Source organism: Cupriavidus sp. 01L46, assembly GCF_056399905.1.
This window is the reverse complement of record NZ_JBFTSF010000066.1, coordinates 29,041-48,846: the sequence shown is the minus strand read 5'-3', so window position 1 is coordinate 48,846 and position 19,806 is coordinate 29,041. Positions and strand designations below refer to the sequence as shown.

Annotated in this window: 14 protein-coding genes and 2 pseudogenes; 15 read left to right on the top strand and 1 reads right to left on the bottom strand. The window is 65.8% G+C overall.

Features of this window, described 5'->3' with window-relative positions:
* The 14 genes and pseudogenes from AC1DS3_RS14140 to AC1DS3_RS14075 all read left to right on the top strand — a co-directional run.
* A partial coding sequence (locus AC1DS3_RS14140) for a transglycosylase SLT domain-containing protein (protein WP_477127391.1) occupies positions 1-1,620 on the top strand: 1,620 nt, incomplete at its 5' end.
* Between the two features lie 191 nt (positions 1,621-1,811).
* Positions 1,812-3,755 (top strand): annotated as a pseudogene (locus tag AC1DS3_RS14135) (propionate--CoA ligase); the annotation flags it as partial.
* Positions 3,756-3,953: 198 nt separating this feature from the next.
* Positions 3,954-6,353 carry a bifunctional salicylyl-CoA 5-hydroxylase/oxidoreductase gene (locus AC1DS3_RS14130; protein ID WP_441636943.1) on the top strand — a complete coding sequence of 800 codons (2,400 nt, stop codon included), beginning with the start codon at positions 3,954-3,956 and terminating at the stop codon, positions 6,351-6,353.
* 90 nt (positions 6,354-6,443) lie between these two features.
* Positions 6,444-6,761 (top strand): annotated as a pseudogene (locus AC1DS3_RS14125) (SDR family oxidoreductase); the annotation flags it as partial.
* A 52-nt stretch (positions 6,762-6,813) separates the two neighbouring features.
* Entirely contained in the window at positions 6,814-7,665 is an 852-nt protein-coding gene (locus tag AC1DS3_RS14120; protein WP_477127390.1) for an enoyl-CoA hydratase family protein, read from the top strand.
* A 15-nt stretch (positions 7,666-7,680) separates the two neighbouring features.
* Positions 7,681-8,844 (top strand): acyl-CoA dehydrogenase family protein, encoded by a 1,164-nt coding sequence (locus tag AC1DS3_RS14115; protein ID WP_477127389.1) that lies wholly within the window; start codon positions 7,681-7,683, stop codon positions 8,842-8,844.
* 63 nt (positions 8,845-8,907) lie between these two features.
* Positions 8,908-10,581 carry an AMP-binding protein gene (locus AC1DS3_RS14110; RefSeq protein ID WP_477127388.1) on the top strand — a complete coding sequence of 558 codons (1,674 nt, stop codon included), beginning with the start codon at positions 8,908-8,910 and terminating at the stop codon, positions 10,579-10,581.
* Positions 10,578-11,036: an acyl-CoA thioesterase gene (locus tag AC1DS3_RS14105; protein ID WP_441636933.1), complete on the top strand. Its 459-nt coding sequence runs from the start codon at positions 10,578-10,580 to the stop codon at positions 11,034-11,036. The genes AC1DS3_RS14110 and AC1DS3_RS14105 overlap by 4 nt, the downstream gene beginning before the upstream one ends.
* 73 nt (positions 11,037-11,109) lie before the next feature.
* Positions 11,110-11,520 carry a RidA family protein gene (locus tag AC1DS3_RS14100; RefSeq protein ID WP_441636931.1) on the top strand — a complete coding sequence of 137 codons (411 nt, stop codon included), beginning with the start codon at positions 11,110-11,112 and terminating at the stop codon, positions 11,518-11,520.
* A 357-nt stretch (positions 11,521-11,877) separates the two neighbouring features.
* On the top strand, positions 11,878-13,014 hold the full coding sequence (carA, locus tag AC1DS3_RS14095; RefSeq protein WP_441636929.1) for a glutamine-hydrolyzing carbamoyl-phosphate synthase small subunit: 1,137 nt from the start codon (positions 11,878-11,880) through the stop codon (positions 13,012-13,014).
* 56 nt (positions 13,015-13,070) lie between these two features.
* Positions 13,071-13,751, top strand: a complete 681-nt coding sequence (gene leuE, locus AC1DS3_RS14090) for a leucine efflux protein LeuE (RefSeq protein WP_441636927.1) — start codon at positions 13,071-13,073, stop codon at positions 13,749-13,751.
* A gap of 65 nt (positions 13,752-13,816) precedes the next feature.
* Positions 13,817-17,065, top strand: coding sequence for a carbamoyl-phosphate synthase large subunit (gene carB / locus AC1DS3_RS14085; RefSeq protein ID WP_477127387.1), 3,249 nt, complete (start codon positions 13,817-13,819; stop codon positions 17,063-17,065).
* A 224-nt stretch (positions 17,066-17,289) separates the two neighbouring features.
* Complete coding sequence (gene greA, locus AC1DS3_RS14080; protein ID WP_043352072.1) at positions 17,290-17,763, top strand: transcription elongation factor GreA; 474 nt, start codon at positions 17,290-17,292, stop codon at positions 17,761-17,763.
* 10 nt (positions 17,764-17,773) lie between these two features.
* Entirely contained in the window at positions 17,774-18,277 is a 504-nt protein-coding gene (locus tag AC1DS3_RS14075; RefSeq protein WP_441636923.1) for a DUF4149 domain-containing protein, read from the top strand.
* A gap of 76 nt (positions 18,278-18,353) precedes the next feature.
* Here the strand turns inward: AC1DS3_RS14075 and AC1DS3_RS14070 are convergent, their stop codons facing one another.
* Entirely contained in the window at positions 18,354-18,851 is a 498-nt protein-coding gene (locus AC1DS3_RS14070; RefSeq protein WP_477127394.1) for a YhbY family RNA-binding protein, read from the bottom strand.
* Between the two features lie 195 nt (positions 18,852-19,046).
* Between AC1DS3_RS14070 and AC1DS3_RS14065 the strand changes: the two genes are divergently transcribed.
* Positions 19,047-19,712: an RlmE family RNA methyltransferase gene (locus AC1DS3_RS14065; protein ID WP_441636921.1), complete on the top strand. Its 666-nt coding sequence runs from the start codon at positions 19,047-19,049 to the stop codon at positions 19,710-19,712.
* The last annotated feature ends 94 nt before the right edge of the window (positions 19,713-19,806 follow it).

Sequence of the window (19,806 nt, the reverse complement as noted above, 5' to 3'; positions counted from 1 at the left end):
CCGCCCGATGGCGCCGATGGCGCCACAGCGACCGCCTCCGCTTCCAGGCCTGCGATTTCCAAGCCCGATCCGCTCAATTCGATCAACAGCGCAGGTGTCATCAACGTGGACCGCGACAGCCTGGACTGGCTGCGCGGGCCGTCGAGCGACATCTGGGACCGCATCCGCCGCGGCTTCGGCATGCCGGACCTGGAAGGCACGCTGGTTGACGATCGCACGCAGTGGTACGCGCAGCGCCCGGAATACATGGAACGGATGGTGGGGCGCTCGAGCCGCTACCTGTACCACATTGTCGAGGAGCTGGAGCGSCGCAARATGCCCACGGARCTGGCGCTGCTGCCGTTCGTGGAGAGCGCGTTCAACCCGCAGGCCGAGTCCACCGCCAAGGCCGCCGGCATGTGGCAGTTCATTCCCAGCACCGGCAAGAGCTACAACCTGAAGCAGAACATGTTCCGCGACGAGCGGCGTGATGTGCTGGCCTCGACCGATGCTGCGCTGGACTACCTGCAGCGGCTGTACGACATGTTCGGCGACTGGCAACTGGCGCTGGMGGCGTACAACTGGGGCGAGGGCGCGGTGTCGCGCGCCATCGCGCGCAACCAGGCGCGCGGGCTGCCGACCGACTACGCCAGCCTGAACATGCCCAACGAGACGCGCTATTACGTGCCGAAGCTGCAGGCGGTCAAGAACATCATTGCCAATCCCCAGTTGTATGGGGTGAAGTTGCCGGATATTCCGGATCACCCGTACTTTGTCACGGTGACCACCTCGCGCGACATCGACGTCAAGCTGGCGGCCAAGCTCGCCAACCTGCCGCTCGACGAGTTCAAGGCGCTCAATCCGTCCTTCAACCGGCCGGTGATCCTGGGCGCGGCAAATCCGCAGATCCTGCTGCCCTTCGATAACGCCGAGCGCTTCCAGTACAACCTGAACACCTATCGTGGCGGCCTGTCGAGCTGGACGGCCGTGACGGTAGATAACCGCGAGCGCATCGAGGCGCTGGCGGCACGGCTGAATATCGACGCGGACACGATTCGCGAGATCAACCGCATTCCCAAAGGCATGCGGCTGAAGGCCGGCTCCACGGTGGTAGTGCCGCGCTCCGAGGATCACAACCAGGACATCAGCGCCACGCTGGCAGAAAGCGCCACGATGGCCATGGAGCCAGACGTGCCCGACGCACGCCGCGTGGTGGTGCGGGCCGGGCGGCGCGATACGGTGGCAACGCTCGCGCATCGCTATGGTGTGTCGGCTGGCCAGGTGCAGGCCTGGAACAAGCTCTCCGGCACCAAGCTGGTGGCGGGGCAGAGCCTGGTGCTGATGGTGCCGGCGCGCTCGGCGGCTCGCTTGGCCAGCGCGCCCGACCCGGCACCCACCGCTTCCGCGCTGGTCCCCGTGCGGGCCGAGCCGGTGCGGGGATCGGCCAAGGGACGCGCCGCGCCGCGCCAGCGCGTGACGGTCGAGGCTGCGCCACGCAAGGGCGCCGCGGCCACGGCAAGGTCATCGGCCAAGCCCGTGCCCACCGTTTCGGCAGCCAAGGCCAGCGCCAAGCCGGCCTCTGCGAAGCCGGCCACCAAATCAGCGGCGGGGCCGGCAAGGACCAAGGTGCACGCGCGCTGAAGCGGTAGCGGGTTTGAGCCAGATCAAGGGCGTGCCAATGGCACGCCCTTTTGCTTGGTGCGGCGTATCGTGGGTAAGACTTGCGTAAGGCGGCATGCCCAGACTGCGGGAACCTGTGGCCCGGATCGGCCACGGCATGCCAGGCGCCATGCCGCCCCAGTGGTGGCAAACTAGCGGCAGCAAATCAACAAACTAGCAAACCAACAAATCTACAGCCCGCATCCAAGCGGAGGAGACAAGCCATGACGGCCACCCGTGCCCTGCACGCCCGTTCGCTGAGCGACCCTGAAGGCTTCTGGGCCGAACAGGCTCGCCGCATCGACTGGGAAACCCCGTTCGACACCGTGCTGGACGACAGCCGCCCGCCATTCACCCGGTGGTTCGTCGGTGGCCGCACCAATCTTTGCCATAACGCCGTCGATCGCCACCTGGCCGAGCGCGCGGACCAGGCCGCGCTGATCTACGTATCGACTGAAACCGGCCAGCACCGCACCTACAGCTACGCCGAATTGCACGGCGAGGTCAACCGCATGGCCGCGATCCTGCAGCGGTTGGGCGTGGTAAAGGGCGACCGCGTGCTGATCTACATGCCGATGATTCCAGAGGCCGCGTTCGCCATGCTGGCCTGCGCGCGCATTGGCGCCATTCATTCCGTCGTGTTCGGCGGCTTTGCCTCGGTGAGCCTGGCCGCGCGCATCGACGATGCGCAGCCGCGCGTGATCGTTAGTGCGGATGCCGGCTCGCGCGCCGGCAAGGTGGTGCCCTACAAGCCGTTGCTGGACGAGGCGGTGAAACTGGCCACGCACAAGCCGAAGCGCGTGCTGCTGGTGGATCGCCAGCTTTCCCCGATGACGCGCACGCCTGGCCGCGATGAAGACTATGGCGCCTGGCGCGAACGCGTTGGCGCGGCGCGCGTGCCGTGCGTGTGGCTCGAATCGAGCGAGCCGTCCTACGTGCTTTACACGTCCGGCACCACCGGCAAGCCCAAGGGCGTGCAGCGCGATACCGGCGGCTACGCGGTCGCGCTGGCGGCCTCGATGGAGTACATCTTCTGCGGCAAGGCGGGCGACACCATGTTCTCCAGTTCCGATATCGGCTGGGTGGTGGGGCACAGCTATATCGTCTACGGGCCGCTGCTGGCGGGCATGGCCACGGTCATGTACGAAGGCACGCCGATCCGCCCGGACGGCGGCATCCTGTGGCAGCTGGTGGAGCAGTACCGCGTGAACATCATGTTCRGCGCGCCCACCGCCATTCGCGTGCTGAAGAAGCAGGACCCGGCCTGGCTCACGCGCTACGACCTCTCCAGCCTGCGCCTGCTGTTCCTGGCCGGCGAGCCGTTGGATGAGCCCACCGCGAGCTGGATCCAGCAGGGTATCGGCAAGCCGGTGGTGGACAACTACTGGCAGACCGAGACGGGCTGGCCGATCATCGCCATCCAGCGCGGCCTTGACCCGCTGCCGGCCAAGCTCGGCTCGCCGGGCGTGCCGGTGTATGGCTATGACCTGAAGATCGTCGACGAGGCCACCGGGGCCGAATGCCTGCCGGGGCAGAAAGGCGTGGTCGCCATCGACGGGCCGCTGCCGCCGGGCTGCATGACCACGGTGTGGGGCGACGACGAACGCTTCGTCAAGACGTATTGGTCCGGCGTGCCGGGACGGCGCTGCTATTCCACGTTCGACTGGGGCGTGCAGGACGAGGATGGTTATATCTTTATCCTCGGCCGTACCGACGATGTGATCAATGTGGCGGGCCACCGTCTTGGCACGCGCGAGATCGAGGAGAGCATTTCGTCGCACCCGGCGGTGGCCGAGGTGGCGGTGGTGGGCGTGCACGATGCGCTCAAGGGCCAGGTGGCGATGGCCTTCGTGATCGTGCGCGACGCGGGCCGTACCGCCACCCAGGCAGAGCGGCTGGTGCTGGAGGGCGACGTGATGAAGACGGTGGACCAGCAACTGGGGGCGGTGGCGCGCCCGGCACGCGTGTTCTTTGTCAATGCGCTGCCCAAGACGCGCTCCGGCAAGCTGCTGCGCCGCGCCATGCAGGCGGTGGCGGAAGGGCGCGACCCGGGCGACCTGACCACGATTGAGGATCCGACCGCACTCGCGCAGTTGCAGGCGGCGATGCAAGGCTAAAGGCACGGGCGCCCGCCTTCCGGCGGGCGCTGCACTGCGCAAAAGATTGTCCTTGCCAGGGGCGCGCATGCGGACTAATATTTTAAGCATCAAATATTTAAGCATGATCTAGATGCGCTCCCGCGCATCGTATGTGCCGCACGGCGCTCCTGGAACTCAGAATCCCAGGGCGCAAGCCGGCACGCAGGAGACGAAAAAATGCGAGTGCTCTGTATCGGCGGTGGCCCCTCGGGCCTGTACTTCGGCTTGCTGATGAAGCTGCGGGACCCATCCAACGAGGTCTACGTGGTGGAGCGCAACCGGCCCTATGACACCTTTGGCTGGGGCGTGGTGTTCTCCGATGCCACCATGGACAACCTCAAGCAGGCCGACCCCGTCAGCGCGGAGCAGATCAACGCGGCGTTCAACCACTGGGACGATATCGATATCCATATCGGCGGGCGCACGCTGCGCTCCGGCGGGCATGGCTTTATCGGCATCGGCCGCAAGCGCTTGCTCAACATCCTGCAGGCGCGTTGCGAGGCGCTTGGCGTGCACCTGGTGTTCGAGACCGACGTGGCGGACGACCAGGAACTGGCGCAGCAATACCGGGCCGACCTCGTGATTGCCGCCGACGGCATCAACAGCCGCGTGCGCGGGCGCTATGCCGAGACCTTCCAGCCCGATATCGATACGCGCCTGTGCCGCTTTGTCTGGCTCGGCACGCGCAAGCTGTTTGACGCCTTCACGTTCGCCTTTGAAAAAACCGAGCACGGCTGGTTCCAGGCCCATGCCTACCGCTTCGACGACAACACGTCGACGTTTATTGTCGAGGCACCCGAAGACGTGTGGCGTGCCGCCGGCATCGAGCAGATGAGCCAGGAGGAAGGGGTAGCCTATTGCGAACGGCTGTTCGCCCGCTACCTCGATGGCAATGCGCTGATCAGCAACGCCACGCACCTGCGCGGCTCCGCCAACTGGATTCGATTCCCCCGCGTGATTTGCGGCACCTGGGTGCGCTGGAACACGCTGGCCGATGGCCGCCGCGTGCCGGTGGTGCTGATGGGCGACGCCGCGCATACCGCGCATTTCTCGATCGGCTCCGGCACCAAGCTGGCGCTGGAAGACGCCATCGACCTGGCCAACAATATCCGCGATGCCGGCGCGGGCGGCGCCGACGTGCTGCCGCAGGCGCTGGAGCGCTACCAGGCCACCCGCAGCGTAGAAGTGCTCAAGATCCAGAATGCCGCGCGCAACTCCACCGAGTGGTTCGAAAATGTCGAGCGCTACGCGGGCATGGCACCGGAGCAGTTCGCCTATTCGCTGCTGACGCGCTCGCAGCGCATCTCGCACGAAAACCTGCGCGTGCGGGATCCCGGCTACGTCGAGGGTTTCGAGCGCTGGCTGGCGGGGCAGGCGGCCGTCAACGTCGCCAATGGCGACAGCACCGCACAGGTGGCAGAGGCCCGCGCCGTGCCGCCGATGTTCACGCCGTTCCGCGTGCGCGATGTCACGCTGAAGAACCGCGTGGTGGTGTCGCCAATGGCCATGTACTCCTGCGACGGCGGCGTGCCGGGCGACTTCCACCTGGCGCACCTGGGCGCGCGCGCGCTCGGTGGCGCCGGCATGGTGGTGGCGGAGATGACCTGCACCTCGCCGGATGCGCGCATCACCCCGGGCTGCCCGGGTTTGTGGAACGATGAGCAGCGCGATGCCTGGCGCCGCATTGTCGATTTCGTGCACGCCAACAGCGACGCGCGCATCGCCATGCAGATCGGCCACGCCGGGCGCAAGGGCTCCACGCAACTCGGCTGGGAGCAGATGGACTATCCGCTCGCCGAAGGCAACTGGCCGGTGCTGTCGGCATCGCCGTTGCCGTATATGCCGGGCATCTCGCAAGTGCCGCGCGAGATGAGCCGCGCCGATATGGACGCCGTGCGCGACGATTTCGTGGCCAGCGCGCGGCGCGCTGCCGAAGCCGGGTTCGACTGGCTTGAGCTGCACTGCGCCCACGGCTACCTGCTCTCCAGCTTCATTTCGCCGCTGACCAACCAGCGCAGCGACGAATACGGCGGCTCGCTGCAAGCGCGGCTGCGCTACCCGCTGGAAGTCTTTGCCGCCGTGCGTGCCGTGTGGCCGCAGGAGCGCCCGATGTCCGTGCGGATCTCGGCCCACGACTGGGTCGAAGGCGGGATCACGCCCGATGACGCGATCGAGATTGCGCGCGCCTTCAAGGCTGCGGGCGCCGACATGATCGACTGCTCGTCCGGGCAGGTGAGCCCGGACCAGGCACCGGTGTACGGCCGCATGTACCAGACGCCGTTTGCCGACCGCATCCGCAACGAAGCCGGCATCGCCACCATCGCTGTTGGCGCGATCTTCGAGGCGGATCACGTCGACAGCATCATCGCCGCCGGCCGTGCGGACTTGTGCGCGATTGCGCGGCCGCATCTGGCGGATCCGGCGTGGACCATTCACGAAGCGGCGCGGCTTGGTCATCGCGACCTGGCCTGGCCCAAGCAATACCAGGCAGGCAAGCGCCAGCTCGAGACCAATCTGGAGCGAGCGGCGCAACTAGCCCATCAAGCCCAGCAAGCCCGCCAGCCGGAGGATCACTGAGCATGAATGCGCATCTTTCCCTGCAGGGCCGGCACGCGCTGGTCACGGGCGGCGGGCGCGGCATCGGCGCTGCCATTGCGCGCCGCCTGCTCTCGCGCCAAGCACGGCGTGATTGGCCTGACCCGCGCGCTGGCACTGGAAGCGGCGAGCAGCGGAGTCACCGTCAATGCCGTCTGCCCCGGCTATACGGAAACCGACATCGTGCGCGACGCGGTCGCCAACATCGTGCGCAAGACCGGCCGCACCGAGGCGCAGGCCCGTGCCGAACTGGCCAAAGGCAATCCGCAGGGGCGGCTGGTGCAGCCCGAAGAAGTCGCGGACGCCGTGGCGTGGCTGTGCCAGCCGTCGGCCAGCGCCATCACCGGACAGTCGATCGCCGTGGCCGGCGGCGAGGTCATGGCGGGTTGAACGCCAACGCATGCAAGCCAACCAGAATCAGAATGAACAAGCGAGAAACGAGATGAGCGAAATAGCACTGGACATGCGCCACCACAAGCGCAGCTTCGCTGGCTACCAGCCGCGGCACTTCCTGTGGTCGGTCTCGGCCGACGGCAAGGTCGGCACCGTGACGCTGAACCGCCCCGAGCGCAAGAACCCGCTCACGTTCGATTCCTACGCCGAGCTGCGCGACCTGTTCCGCGGCCTGTGCTACGCCACCGACATCAAGACGGTGGTCATCACCGGCGCCGGCGGCAACTTCTGCTCGGGCGGCGATGTGCACGAAATCATCGGCCCGCTCACGCGCATGACCATGCCGGAGCTGCTGGAATTCACGCGCATGACCGGCGACCTGATCAAGGCCATGCGGGCTTGTCAGCAACCCATCGTCAGCGCCATCGACGGCATCTGCGCCGGCGCCGGCGCGATGATGGCGCTGGCCTCGGACATGCGTCTGGGCACGGCGCAGGCCAAGACCGCTTTCCTGTTCGTGCGGGTCGGGCTGGCCGGTGCCGATATGGGCGCCTGCTCGCTGCTGCCGCGCGTGATCGGGCAGGGCCGTGCGAGCGAGTTGCTTTACACCGGCCGCGCGATGACCGCGGCAGAAGGGCTGCAGTGGGGCTTCTTCAATGCGCTGCATGCGCCGGACGCCGTGCTCRCCGAGGCGCAGGCACTGGCCGCGCAGATCGCGGCGGGCCCGACGTTCGCCCACGGCGTGACCAAGAAGCTGCTGCACCAGGAATGGAATATGGGCCTGGACGAAGCCATCGAGGCCGAGGCCGAGGCGCAGGCCATCTGCATGCAGACCCGGGATTTCCGCCGCGCCTACGACGCGTTCGTGGCCAAGACGCGCCCGGTGTTCGAAGGCGACTGAAAGGAACAGCAAGCCATGTCCGACAAAAGTTATCTCTCCCTGCCGTTCTTCGACGACGCGCACCGCGAACTGGAGCAACGGCTCGATGCGTGGGCCACGGCCTCGCTCAAGGTCGACCACAGCGACACCGATGCCGCCTGCCGCGCGCTGGTGCGCCAGCTCGGCGCGGCCGGCTGGCTGCGCTACTGCGTGCCAGCCGCCTACGGCGGYGCGCTCGATACGCTCGACTCGCGCTCGCTGTGCCTGCTGCGCGAGACGCTGGCCCGCCATGATGGCCTGGCCGACTTCGCCTTCGCCATGCAAGGCCTGGGCAGCGGCGCGATCACGCTGGCCGGCAGCGACGCCATGCGCGAACGCTACCTGCCACGCGTGGCGCGCGGCGAGGCGATTGCCGCGTTCGCGTTGTCCGAACCCGATGCCGGTTCCGATGTCGCCGCGATGCAATGCCGTGCTGTGCTGGATGGCAATCACTACGTGCTCGATGGCGTCAAGACCTGGATCTCCAACGGCGGCATCGCTGACTTCTATTGCGTCTTCGCCCGCACCGGCGAGGCGCCGGGTGCGCGCGGCATCTCCGCGTTTGTCGTGGATGCGGACACCCCGGGCCTGACCATCGCCGAGCGCATCGACGTGATGGCGCCGCACCCGCTTGCCACGCTGCGTTTCGAGAACTGCCGAGTGCCCGTCACCGCAAGGCTTGGCGAGGCAGGGCAGGGCTTCAAGGTGGCCATGATGACGCTGGACATCTTCCGCGCGTCGGTGGCAGCCGCCTMGCTGGGCTTTGGCCGCGCCGCGCTCGACGAAGCGTTGGCCCGTGCCACCGCACGGCCGATGTTCGGCGGCGTGCTGGCGGACCTGCAGCTGACGCAGGCCGCCATCGGCGACATGGCCACTGCCATCGATTCGGCGGCGCTGCTGACCTACCGCGCCGCGTGGCTGCGCGATGTGGCCGGCGTACGCACCACGCGTGAAGCAGCCATGGCCAAGATGGTGGCCACCGAGAACGCGCAGCAGGTGATCGACCGCGCGGTGCAGATGTTCGGCGGCCTCGGCGTCAAGGTTGGCACCCGCGTGGAAAGCCTGTATCGCGAGATCCGTTCCTTGCGGATCTACGAGGGCGCCACCGAAGTGCRGAAGCTGATCATCGCGCGCGAAACGCTGGCGCAGCACCGCGCCTGACGCGGCCGGCGCGAGCGGATAACCCTGACCAGCATCACCAGAATGAAGGAAGCGGAGACAACCATGGCGAGCACAGCCCACCTCGATACCTATGCACTGGACCGCCTGCCGCCCCCGCAGCAGTGGCCGGCGTTCCTGTTCAACGCCGATACCCGGTATCCGKAGCGCATGAACTGCGCGCTCGAACTGGTCGAACGCCACGTGCGCGAGGGGCGCGGCGAGCGCGTGGCAATCCGCTACGAGCAAGACGGCGCGCACCGTACCGTCAGCTACGCCGAACTGGCTGCGCTATCGAATCGCATCGCCCATGTGCTGACCGGCGACATGAAGCTGGTGCCGGGCAATCGGGTGCTGCTGCGCGGCCCGAACAACCTGATGATGGCGGCGTGCTGGCTGGCCGTGGTCAAGGCGGGCCTGATCGCGGTGCCGACCATGCCGCTGCTGCGTGCGAAGGAACTCAAGCAGGTGATCGACCGCGCGGCAGTCAGCGCCGCGCTGTGCGACGAACGCCTGCGCGAGGAGCTGGAGGCCAACCTCAAGCCGGGTGGCGAGCACCATTGCCCGAGCCTGACCCAGGCGCTGTACTTCAACGGCAGCGGCGCCGGTTCGGTGGAAGCCGCGATGGCGAACAAGCCCRAGCGCTTCGAAGCCTGCGATACCACGGCCGATGATATCTGCCTGATTGCCTTCACCAGCGGTACGACGGGGCAGCCCAAGGGCACGATGCATTTCCATCGCGACGTGATCGCGATGTGCGACCTGTTCCCCCGCCACGTCCTCAAGCCCGGCCCGGACGATATCTTCTGCGGCACGCCGCCGCTGGCCTTTACGTTTGGCCTTGGCGGCATCCTGTGCTTTCCGCTGCGGGTCGGGGCGTCCACCGTGCTGGCGGAACGGCTCACGCCCGAAAGCCTGCTGGCGCTGATCCAGGCCTGGCGCGCCACCATCGTGTTCACCGCGCCGACCTTCTACCGGCAGATGGCTGCGCTGGCGCCGGGCTACGATATCTCCAGCCTGCAGAAGAGCGTGTCGGCAGGCGAGGCGCTGCCGGACGCCACGCGCCAGAGCTGGAAGGCGGCCACGGGCATCGAGATGACCGATGGCATCGGCGGCACCGAGATGATGCATATCTTCATTTCCAGCGCGGGCGCCGAAGTGCGCCCCGGTGCCATCGGCAAGGTGGTGCCCGGCTATATCGCGCAGATCGTCGACGAGCAGATGCAGCCGGTGCCGCATGGCACGGTTGGCAAGCTGGCGGTGCGCGGCCCCACCGGATGCCGCTACCTGGATGACCCGCGCCAGGCCAACTATGTAAAGGACGGCTGGAACCTGCCGGGCGATACCTTCAAGGCGGATGCCGACGGCTATTACTACTACCAGGCGCGCTCCGACGACATGATCGTCTCGGCCGGCTACAACATCGCCGGGCCGGAAGTGGAGAGCGCGCTGATGCGCCACGAGGCGGTGGCCGAGTGCGGCGTGGTCGGCATGCCCGACCCCGAGCGCGGCCAGATTGTTGCCGCCTATGTGGTGCTGCGCCCGGGCGTGGCGGCAAGCGACGAGACTTGCGCGGCACTGCAGTCCTACGTCAAGGCCGAGATCGCGCCGTACAAGTATCCGCGCAAGGTGATTTTTGTCGATGCGCTGCCGCGTACCGAGACCGGCAAGCTGCAGCGTTTCCGCCTGCGGCAGATGGCCGAGCAGAGCGGAGCGCCGGGGGGGGCGAGGCAGCCGTGAACGAGTTCTTCAGCAACACCGCGCGGGTGCGCTTCAAGGATTGCGATGCTGCCGGCATCGTGTTCTTTCCGCGCTACTTCGAGATACTCAACGACCTGGTCGAGGACTGGTTCCGCGACGCGCTCGGCTGGCCCTTCGCCGAAATGCATGGCGCGGGCCAGGCCGGCGTGCCGACGGCAGAATTGTCCACCCGCTTTGTCGCGCCCAGCCGCCTGGGCGAATTGTTGACGCGGGAGCTGCGTGTGACGCGATTGGGGCGCAGCAGTTTCTCCTTGCAGGTGCGCTTTGTCGGGCCGGCAGGGGACCTGCGCGTGGAGATCGCGCAGCGGCTGGTATGCGTGGATACCGCGCAGATGACGCCGCGCGCACTGCCGCAGGCAGTCCGCGCGGCCATGGAGCGGTTCCTGGCGGCCGATGCGCCGGCGGCCGCACCGATGCGCGCGTCCGGGGCGTAGCGAAGCCGGCCAAACAGAAAACAAGATCCCGATCCAAGATCCTAATCTCTTCTTACCTTACGGAAAACCGACCATGAAGATTCTCCAGCCACCAGACTGGGCCGCGCCACGCGGCTACTCGAACGGCACCATGACCGAAATGCAGGTGGGCAGCCGCCTRCTCTTTGTCGGCGGACAGATCGGCTGGAACGGCCTGTGCGAGTTCGAAACCGACGACTTCTCCGAGCAGGTTGGCCAGGCGCTGCGCAATATCGTGGCGGTGCTGGCGGCGGGCGGCGCGCGTCCGGAGCACATCGTGCGCATGACCTGGTATGTGAAGGACAAGGTGGAATATGTGGCGGCCTATCGCGCCATCGGCGAGCACTACCGCGCCACCATCGGGCGTCATTTTCCGGCCATGACGGCGGTCGAAGTGGCCGATCTGGTGGAGGCGCGCGCCAAGGTGGAGATCGAGGTGACAGCGGTGGTGCCGGCCGGCGAATGACGCCAGCGGCCTGGCATGCCGCCGGGCTGCCGGGCCCGCGGAAGAGGGCGGAGGCGTCCGCAAGTCCTTGATAACTTGAGAAAATGGGTGGCGCGGGGTATAATCCAAAAGTTTCGCTTTCAGAACCCCTCACCCTAGCGCCTACCGAATTCCACCTTCCGCCGCCCCCATTTCGCCCTGGCTCCGCCGCATTGTTTTATGTGGCGTATCGAGCACCGAGCGAACGGCCCCGGCGACAAGCATCGCGCCCAGTCGACGAAATCGACAATCCGCGCGCTGCCTGTCGCCCCGCCGGATAAACGGGGCAAGAGGCGTTGAGCAGGTCGGTCACGGGGTGAATCCAGCAGGAGCCTACCCGTGTTACCGTCTTTTCCGTCCGCCATTCTCGCGCTTGCAGACGGCACGGTCTTTCGTGGCTATTCCATTGGCGCTTCCGGCCATACCATCGGCGAAGTGGTGTTCAACACCGCTCTGACCGGTTACCAGGAAATCCTCACCGACCCCAGCTATTCCCGGCAGATCGTCACGTTGACGTATCCGCATATCGGCAATGTCGGGGTCAATACTGAGGATGTCGAAGCCACGAAAGTCCATGCCGCCGGCCTGATCATCAAGGATCTGCCGCTCCTGGCCTCCAACTTCCGCAAGGAACATTCCCTCGGCCATTACCTGAAGCAGGAAAAGGTGGTGGCGATTGCCGGCATCGATACCCGCAAGCTGACCCGCATCCTGCGCGAGAAGGGTGCGCAGAACGGCTGCATCCTCGCTGGCGAGGACAATGTGCAGAAGGCCATCGACCTGGCGCGTTCCTTCCCCGGCCTGGCCGGCATGGACCTGGCCAAGGTGGTGTCGGCCAAGGAGCCGTACGAGTGGAACCAGACCGAATGGGTGCTGGGCCAAGGCTACGGCAAGCTGGAGTCGCCGCGTTTCCACGTGGTGGCCTTTGACTACGGCGTGAAGTTCAACATCCTGCGCATGCTGGCCGCACGCGGCTGCAAGGTGACCGTGCTGCCGGCGCAAGCCAGCGCGGAAGATGCCCTGGCGCTCAACCCGGACGGCGTGTTCCTGTCGAACGGCCCTGGCGATCCCGAGCCCTGCGACTACGCGATCCGTGCCACCCGTGAGTTCATCGACCGCGGCATCCCCACGTTCGGCATCTGCCTGGGCCACCAGATCATGGCCCTGGCCGTCGGCGCGAAGACGCTGAAGATGAAGTTCGGCCACCATGGCGCGAACCATCCGGTGAAGGACCTCGACGACGGCCGCGTGGTGATCACTTCGCAGAACCATGGTTTTGCGGTGGACGCCGACACCCTGCCTGCCAACGTGCGCGCCACCCACGTGTCGCTGTTCGACGGCTCGCTACAGGGCTTCGCGCTGACCGACAAGCCGGCATTCTGCTTCCAGGGCCACCCGGAAGCATCGCCGGGCCCGCACGACGTGGCTTACCTGTTCGATCGCTTCACCAAGATGATGGCGGACGCACGCCAGTAAGCACGTTCAAGCCAAGACGAGAAGTTACGTAGACAAGCAGACCGCAGGACGACCCGATGAACGCCTTCATGCATACCGCGCTGGGCATTACCGATTTCTGGACCTTTGTGCTCGGCACGATCTTTATCGTGCTGCTGCCGGGGCCGAACTCGATGTATGTGCTATCCGTTGCGGCGCAACGCGGCGTGCGCGAAGGCTACAAGGGTGCCTGCGGGGTGTTCCTGGGGGACGCCATCCTGATGGTGCTGTCGGCGGCGGGCGTGGCCTCGCTGCTCAAGGCCAGCCCCGCCTTGTTCTACGTGGTGAAGTACATCGGTGCCGCTTATCTGGGCTGGATCGGTTTCCAGATGCTGCGCGGTGCCGTGCGCGCATGGTTGAGCCGTGGCAGCGACGGCGGGACGGCGGCGCAGGCTGAAACGCCCGTGGACCGCGCGGTCAGCCCGTTGCGCAAGGCGCTGGTGGTGAGCCTGCTCAACCCCAAGGCCATCCTGTTCTTCATCTCCTTCTTCATCCAGTTCGTCGATCCGCAGTTCGGCTACCCGGTGCTGTCGTTTGTCGCGCTGGGGCTGGTGTGCCAGTTGTGCAGCTTCGCCTACCTGACCACGATCATCTTCGTGGGCGCCAGGCTGGCCGAAGCATTTCGCCGACGACGACGCCTGTCGGCGGGCATGGCGAGCGGGGTAGGCGCCATGTTCATCGGTTTCGGCGCCAAGCTGGCGACGGCCACCCTGAACTGAATCGAATCCTGATATCCGGTGCGGCCCGCGCGATTGTGCGGGCCGGCCAATAATGAGAGCGTGCAATGCCAAAGCGCACAGACATAAAGAGCATCCTGATCATCGGCGCCGGCCCCATCATCATCGGGCAGGCGTGCGAGTTCGACTATTCCGGCGCCCAGGCCTGCAAGGCGCTGCGCGAGGAAGGTTTCAAGGTCGTGCTGGTGAATTCGAACCCAGCCACGATCATGACCGATCCCAACACGGCCGATGTGACCTACATTGAGCCGATTACCTGGGAAGTGGTCGAGCGCATCATTGAAAAAGAGCGTCCCGACGCCATCCTGCCGACCATGGGCGGCCAGACCGCGCTGAACTGCGCGCTGGACCTGCATCGCCATGGCGTGCTGGCAAAGTACAACGTCGAGTTGATCGGCGCGTCGCCGGAAGCCATCGACAAGGCCGAGGATCGCCAGAAGTTCAAGGAAGCGATGACCAAGATCGGCCTGGGCTCGGCCAAGTCCGGCATCGCCCACTCGATGGAAGAAGCGCTGGCCGTGCAGACGCAGATCGCCAAGGAAACCGCGACCGGCGGCTACCCGATCGTGATCCGCCCGTCTTTCACGCTGGGCGGCTCCGGCGGCGGCATTGCCTACAACCGCGAGGAATTCGAGGAAATCTGCAAGCGTGGCCTGGATCTCTCGCCGACCCGCGAACTGCTGATCGAAGAGTCGCTGCTGGGCTGGAAAGAGTATGAGATGGAAGTGGTCCGCGACAAAAAGGACAACTGCATCATCATCTGCTCGATCGAGAACCTGGACCCGATGGGCATCCACACCGGCGACTCCATCAYGGTGGCGCCCGCCCAGACCCTGACCGACAAGGAATACCAGATCCTGCGTAACGCCTCGCTGGCGGTGCTGCGCGAGATCGGCGTCGATACCGGCGGCTCCAACGTGCAGTTCTCGATCAACCCGGCCGACGGCCGCATGATCGTGATTGAAATGAACCCGCGCGTGTCGCGTTCGTCGGCGCTGGCCTCCAAGGCCACGGGCTTCCCGATCGCCAAGGTTGCCGCCAAGCTGGCGGTGGGCTACACGCTGGACGAGCTGAAGAACGAGATCACCGGCGGCGCGACCCCGGCCTCGTTCGAGCCGTCGATCGACTACGTGGTCACCAAGGTGCCGCGTTTCGCGTTCGAGAAATTCCCGCAGGCCGACAGCCACCTGACCACCCAGATGAAGTCCGTGGGTGAAGTGATGGCCATGGGCCGCACCTTCCAGGAATCGTTCCAGAAGGCCCTGCGCGGCCTGGAAGTAGGCGTGGACGGCCTGGATGACAAGTCCACCGACCGCGACGAGATCGTCGAGGAAATCGGCGAAGCCGGCCCGGACCGCATCTGGTACGTGGGCGACGCCTTCCGCATCGGCATGTCGCTGGAAGAAGTGCACGCCGAGACCGCCATCGACCCGTGGTTCCTGGCCCAGATCGAAGACATCGTCAAGACCGAGACCCTGGTCAAGGCACGCAAGCTGGACAGCCTGTCGGCCGCCGAGCTGCGTCACCTGAAGCAGAAGGGTTTCTCGGACCGCCGCCTGGCCAAGCTGATGGGCGCCGAGCCTGCAGCCGTGCGCGCTGCACGCCATGCCGCCGGCGTGCGCCCGGTGTACAAGCGCGTGGACACCTGCGCCGCCGAGTTCGCCACCAACACCGCCTACCTGTACGGCACGTATGAAGCCGAGCATGGCGAGTGCGAAGCCGACCCCACCACCAATCGCAAGATCATGGTGCTGGGCGGCGGCCCKAACCGKATCGGYCARGGCATCGAGTTCGACTACTGCTGCGTGCACGCSGCGCTGGCSCTGCGCGAAGACGGGTACGAGACCATCATGGTCAACTGCAACCCGGAAACCGTGTCGACCGACTATGACACCTCGGACCGCCTCTACTTCGAGCCGCTGACGCTCGAAGACGTGCTGGAAATCGTCGACCGCGAAAAGCCCGTCGGCGTGATCGTGCAGTACGGCGGCCAGACCCCGCTGAAGCTGGCGCTGGACCTGGAGGCCAACGGCGTGCCCATCATCGGCACCAGCCCCGACATGATCGATGCCGCGGAAGACCGCGAGCGCTTCCAGAAGCTGCTGCATGAACTGGGCCTGCGCCAGCCGCCCAACCGTACCGCCCGTGCCGAGGACGAAGCATTGCGCCTGGCCACCGAGATCGGCTATCCGCTGGTGGTGCGCCCGTCGTACGTGCTGGGTGGCCGCGCGATGGAAATCGTGCATGAGCCGCGCGACCTCGAGCGCTACATGCGCGAGGCCGTCAAGGTGTCGCACGACTCCCCGGTGCTGCTGGACCGCTTCCTGAACGACGCCATCGAGTGCGACGTCGACGCCCTGTGCGACGGCCAGCGCGTGTTTATCGGCGGCGTGATGGAGCATATCGAGCAAGCCGGCGTGCACTCGGGCGACTCCGCCTGCTCGCTGCCCCCGTACTCGCTGGCGCAAGCCACCGTGGACGAGCTCAAGCGCCAGACCGCGGCGATGGCCAAGGCCCTCAATGTGATCGGCCTGATGAACGTGCAGTTCGCCATCCAGCAAGTCAATGGCGAGGATATCGTCTACGTGCTGGAAGTGAACCCGCGCGCCTCGCGTACCGTGCCTTATGTGTCCAAGGCTACCGGCCTGTCGCTGGCCAAGATCGCCGCGCGCTGCATGGCGGGCCAGACGCTCGACTCGCAAGGCGTGTTCGATGAAGTGGTGCCCCCGTACTTCAGCGTCAAGGAAGCGGTGTTCCCCTTCAACAAGTTCCCCGGCGTCGACCCGGTGCTCGGACCAGAGATGCGCTCCACCGGCGAGGTGATGGGCGTGGGCAAGACCTTCGGCGAAGCGCTCTTCAAGAGCCAGCTGGCCGCGGGCTCGCGCCTGCCGGAGAAGGGCACCGTGTTGCTGACCGTCAAGGACAGCGACAAGCCGCACGCGGTTGGCGTGGCGCGCATGCTGCACGACATGGGCTACCCGATTGTCGCCACCCGCGGCACCGCGTCGGCCATCGAAGCCGCCGGCATCCCGGTGCGCGTGGTCAACAAGGTGAAGGACGGCCGCCCGCACATCGTCGACATGCTCAAGAACGGCGAGCTGGCACTGGTGTTCACCACCGTGGATGAGACGCGTACCGCCATTGCCGACTCGCGCTCGATCCGTATCTCGGCGCTGGCCAGCCGGGTGCCTTACTACACCACCATCGCCGGCGCGCGCGCCGCGGTGGAGGGCCTCAAGCACATGCAGAGCCTGGAGGTCTATGACCTGCAAAGCCTGCACGCCTCGCTGGCCTGAGGCGCGAAGACCAGACGGCGGTAGCGTAGACGGCTGAAGGCCTCCGGGCCGCCCGCAGTTGCTGCGGGCGGCCGTCTTGGCCTAAACTAGCAGCAATTTCGTCGATCTAACCGTCGATACAACCTGACAACCTCAAAGCCGCGGTTGAGCGGAAGTGCCCCGGGCAGTGATGCCGGCGCATGGTTCCTGCTCCGCTGCGGCTCATTTTTTTGTTGAACGAAGACATGAGCATTCCGATTACCAAGCGCGGTGCCGAGCTGCTGAAAGAGGAACTGCAGCGCCTGAAGGCCGTCGAACGTCCCGCCGTGATCAACGCCATTTCCGAAGCACGTGCGCAAGGTGACCTCTCCGAGAACGCCGAGTACGACGCCGCCAAGGAAAAGCAGGCCTTTATCGAAGGCCGGATCATCGAGGTGGAGTCCAAGCTGTCGGCGGCGCAGGTCATCGACCCGACCCAGCTCGATACCGATGGCCGCATCGTGTTTGGCGCTACCGTCGACCTCGAAGACCTGGAGTCGGGCAAGCCCGTGAGCTACCAGATCGTCGGCGACGACGAGGCCGACCTGGATAGCGGCAAGATTTCCGTCAGCTCGCCGATCGCGCGTGCGCTGATCGGCAAGTTCGAGGGCGATGTGGCGATCGTGCTGGCCCCTGGCGGCGAGCGCGAATACGAAGTCATCACGGTTCGCTACGTCTAAACGAGGCTGCGTGTTCTCTTCCTCCTATTCGAGCCTGCCGCCGCTGCCGCATCGGATCTTCCTCCTGCTGACCGTGGTCTGGGCCGGCAGTCTGTGGACAGTGGGCTACATGGTGGCCCCGACGTTGTTTTCCGTGCTGCCCAGCCGCGAGACGGCAGGCTTGATCGCCGGGCAGCTCTTCAGGACAGAGGCTATCCTCGGCGTGGTGGTCGGTGTGCTGCAGCTGGCGCTGTGCAACCTGATGATCCGCCGTGGCGCGGGACGCTATCGCGGCCTGCGCTGGCTTGTGCTGGGCATGCTGCTGTGTGTGCTGGCAGGGTATTTCGGCATCCAGCCCTTCATGGAAAACCTGAAGGAGAAGGCGGCGGCGCTTGGCGTGGGCGTGTCCGAGTCGCCTTATAAGGGACAATTCGGCATGCTGCATGGGGTGTCCAGCGTTTTCTACCTGGTGCACAGCTTGCTTGCGCTGGTCACCGTGTGGCGCGCAGCGGCGCCGCGCTCGGCTGGCGAGTAAGGCGCAGGGGCGAGCCCAGGTGGCCGTCCCCTGCCATGCCAGTGGCCCCGACGGGCGCGCTGGCATGGCTTCGACGTCAGTCGAGCGCTTTCTTCTTCTGGCTGGTCGGACGAACGCGCGCGCGCTTGACGTTGCCGCCGGCGGTGACGCGTTCATTGCCCAGCACCGTCACTTGCGAGCGCTTGGGGCGCCGATTGGGCGCGGCGCTAGGCTTCTTGACCGTGACGGTGCGCGGGGCGGCGCCGCCCCGCGGGGCCAGGCGGCCCAGTTCCTGCGGACGATTTTCCTTCAGGACGGCCGGCCCCGGACGCCATACCACCAGCAGCTTGCCGATATGCTGGATCGGAGCGGCGTCCAGATCTTCGCAGATGGTTTCGTACATGGCGATGCGGCTTTCGCGGTCGTCGCCGAATACGCGGATCTTGATCAGGTCGTGAKAGGCCAGGCTACGGTCGATTTCGGCCAGGACCGGACGCGTCAGACCTTCGCCGCCGATCATCACGACCGGATTGAGGCCATGGGCACGGGAGCGGAGTTCTGAACGCTGGGCGGGAATAAGTTGAAGAGCGGGCATAAGTAAAGCGCAGGCGAGGGCGCAAATGGGCGCGCAAGTGGTGCGCAAACCAAGGCACCGAAGTGCCGAAAAAGCGAATCGGCGCGTATTATCCGTCAAACTGGCGCGGTCAGGCTGCAAAAACAGCAAAACGAGTGAAAAACGCACGGGCGGCCGCGGGCCGGCGGCGTTTTTCTCCATACAGATGTATCCGGAATGGCCAAGAACAAATTCAATCAGGCGTGGTTGCACGACCATATCAACGATCCCTACGTCAAAATGGCGCAGCGCGAGGGCTACCGCGCTCGCGCAGCGTATAAGCTGAAGGAGATCGACGAGCAGGACAAGCTGATCCGCCCCGGCCAGGTCATTGTCGACCTCGGCGCGGCCCCCGGCAGCTGGAGCCAGTACGCACGCAACAAGCTGGCGGCGTCTACGCGCGCCAAGGACGGCGGCATCGACGGTGCAGTGATCGCCATCGACCTGTTGCCGATGGAGGCTGTCGCCGACGTCACATTTATCCAAGGTGACTTTCGCGAGGAGGACGTATTTCGCCAGTTGGAGGAAATCGTGCTGCAAGCGTCCGGCGGCGCAAAGATTGATCTTGTTTTGTCGGACATGGCCCCCAATTTGTCCGGTGTAGCCTTTGCCGATGCGGCCCGTATCGATTACTTATGTGACCTGGCGCTGGAATTTGCCCAGGCCCATCTGAAGCCGGAGGGCTCATTGCTGGTAAAGTGTTTCCATGGCAGCGGCTACAGCCAGATCGTGGAGAAGTTCAAGCGCCAGTTCAAGGTGGTCGCGAAACGCAAGCCCAAGGCGTCACGCGATAAGTCTTCAGAGACCTTCATTCTTGGGCGTTTCCTCAAGTCGGCGGGGTGAAGCGGTGCCTATCGCTTCGATGAATTTGCTTTTTACCCCGACGCCGGGCGCTGCATTACAATGCAGCTATCCCGTTGGCAAGGCGTTCGTAAAG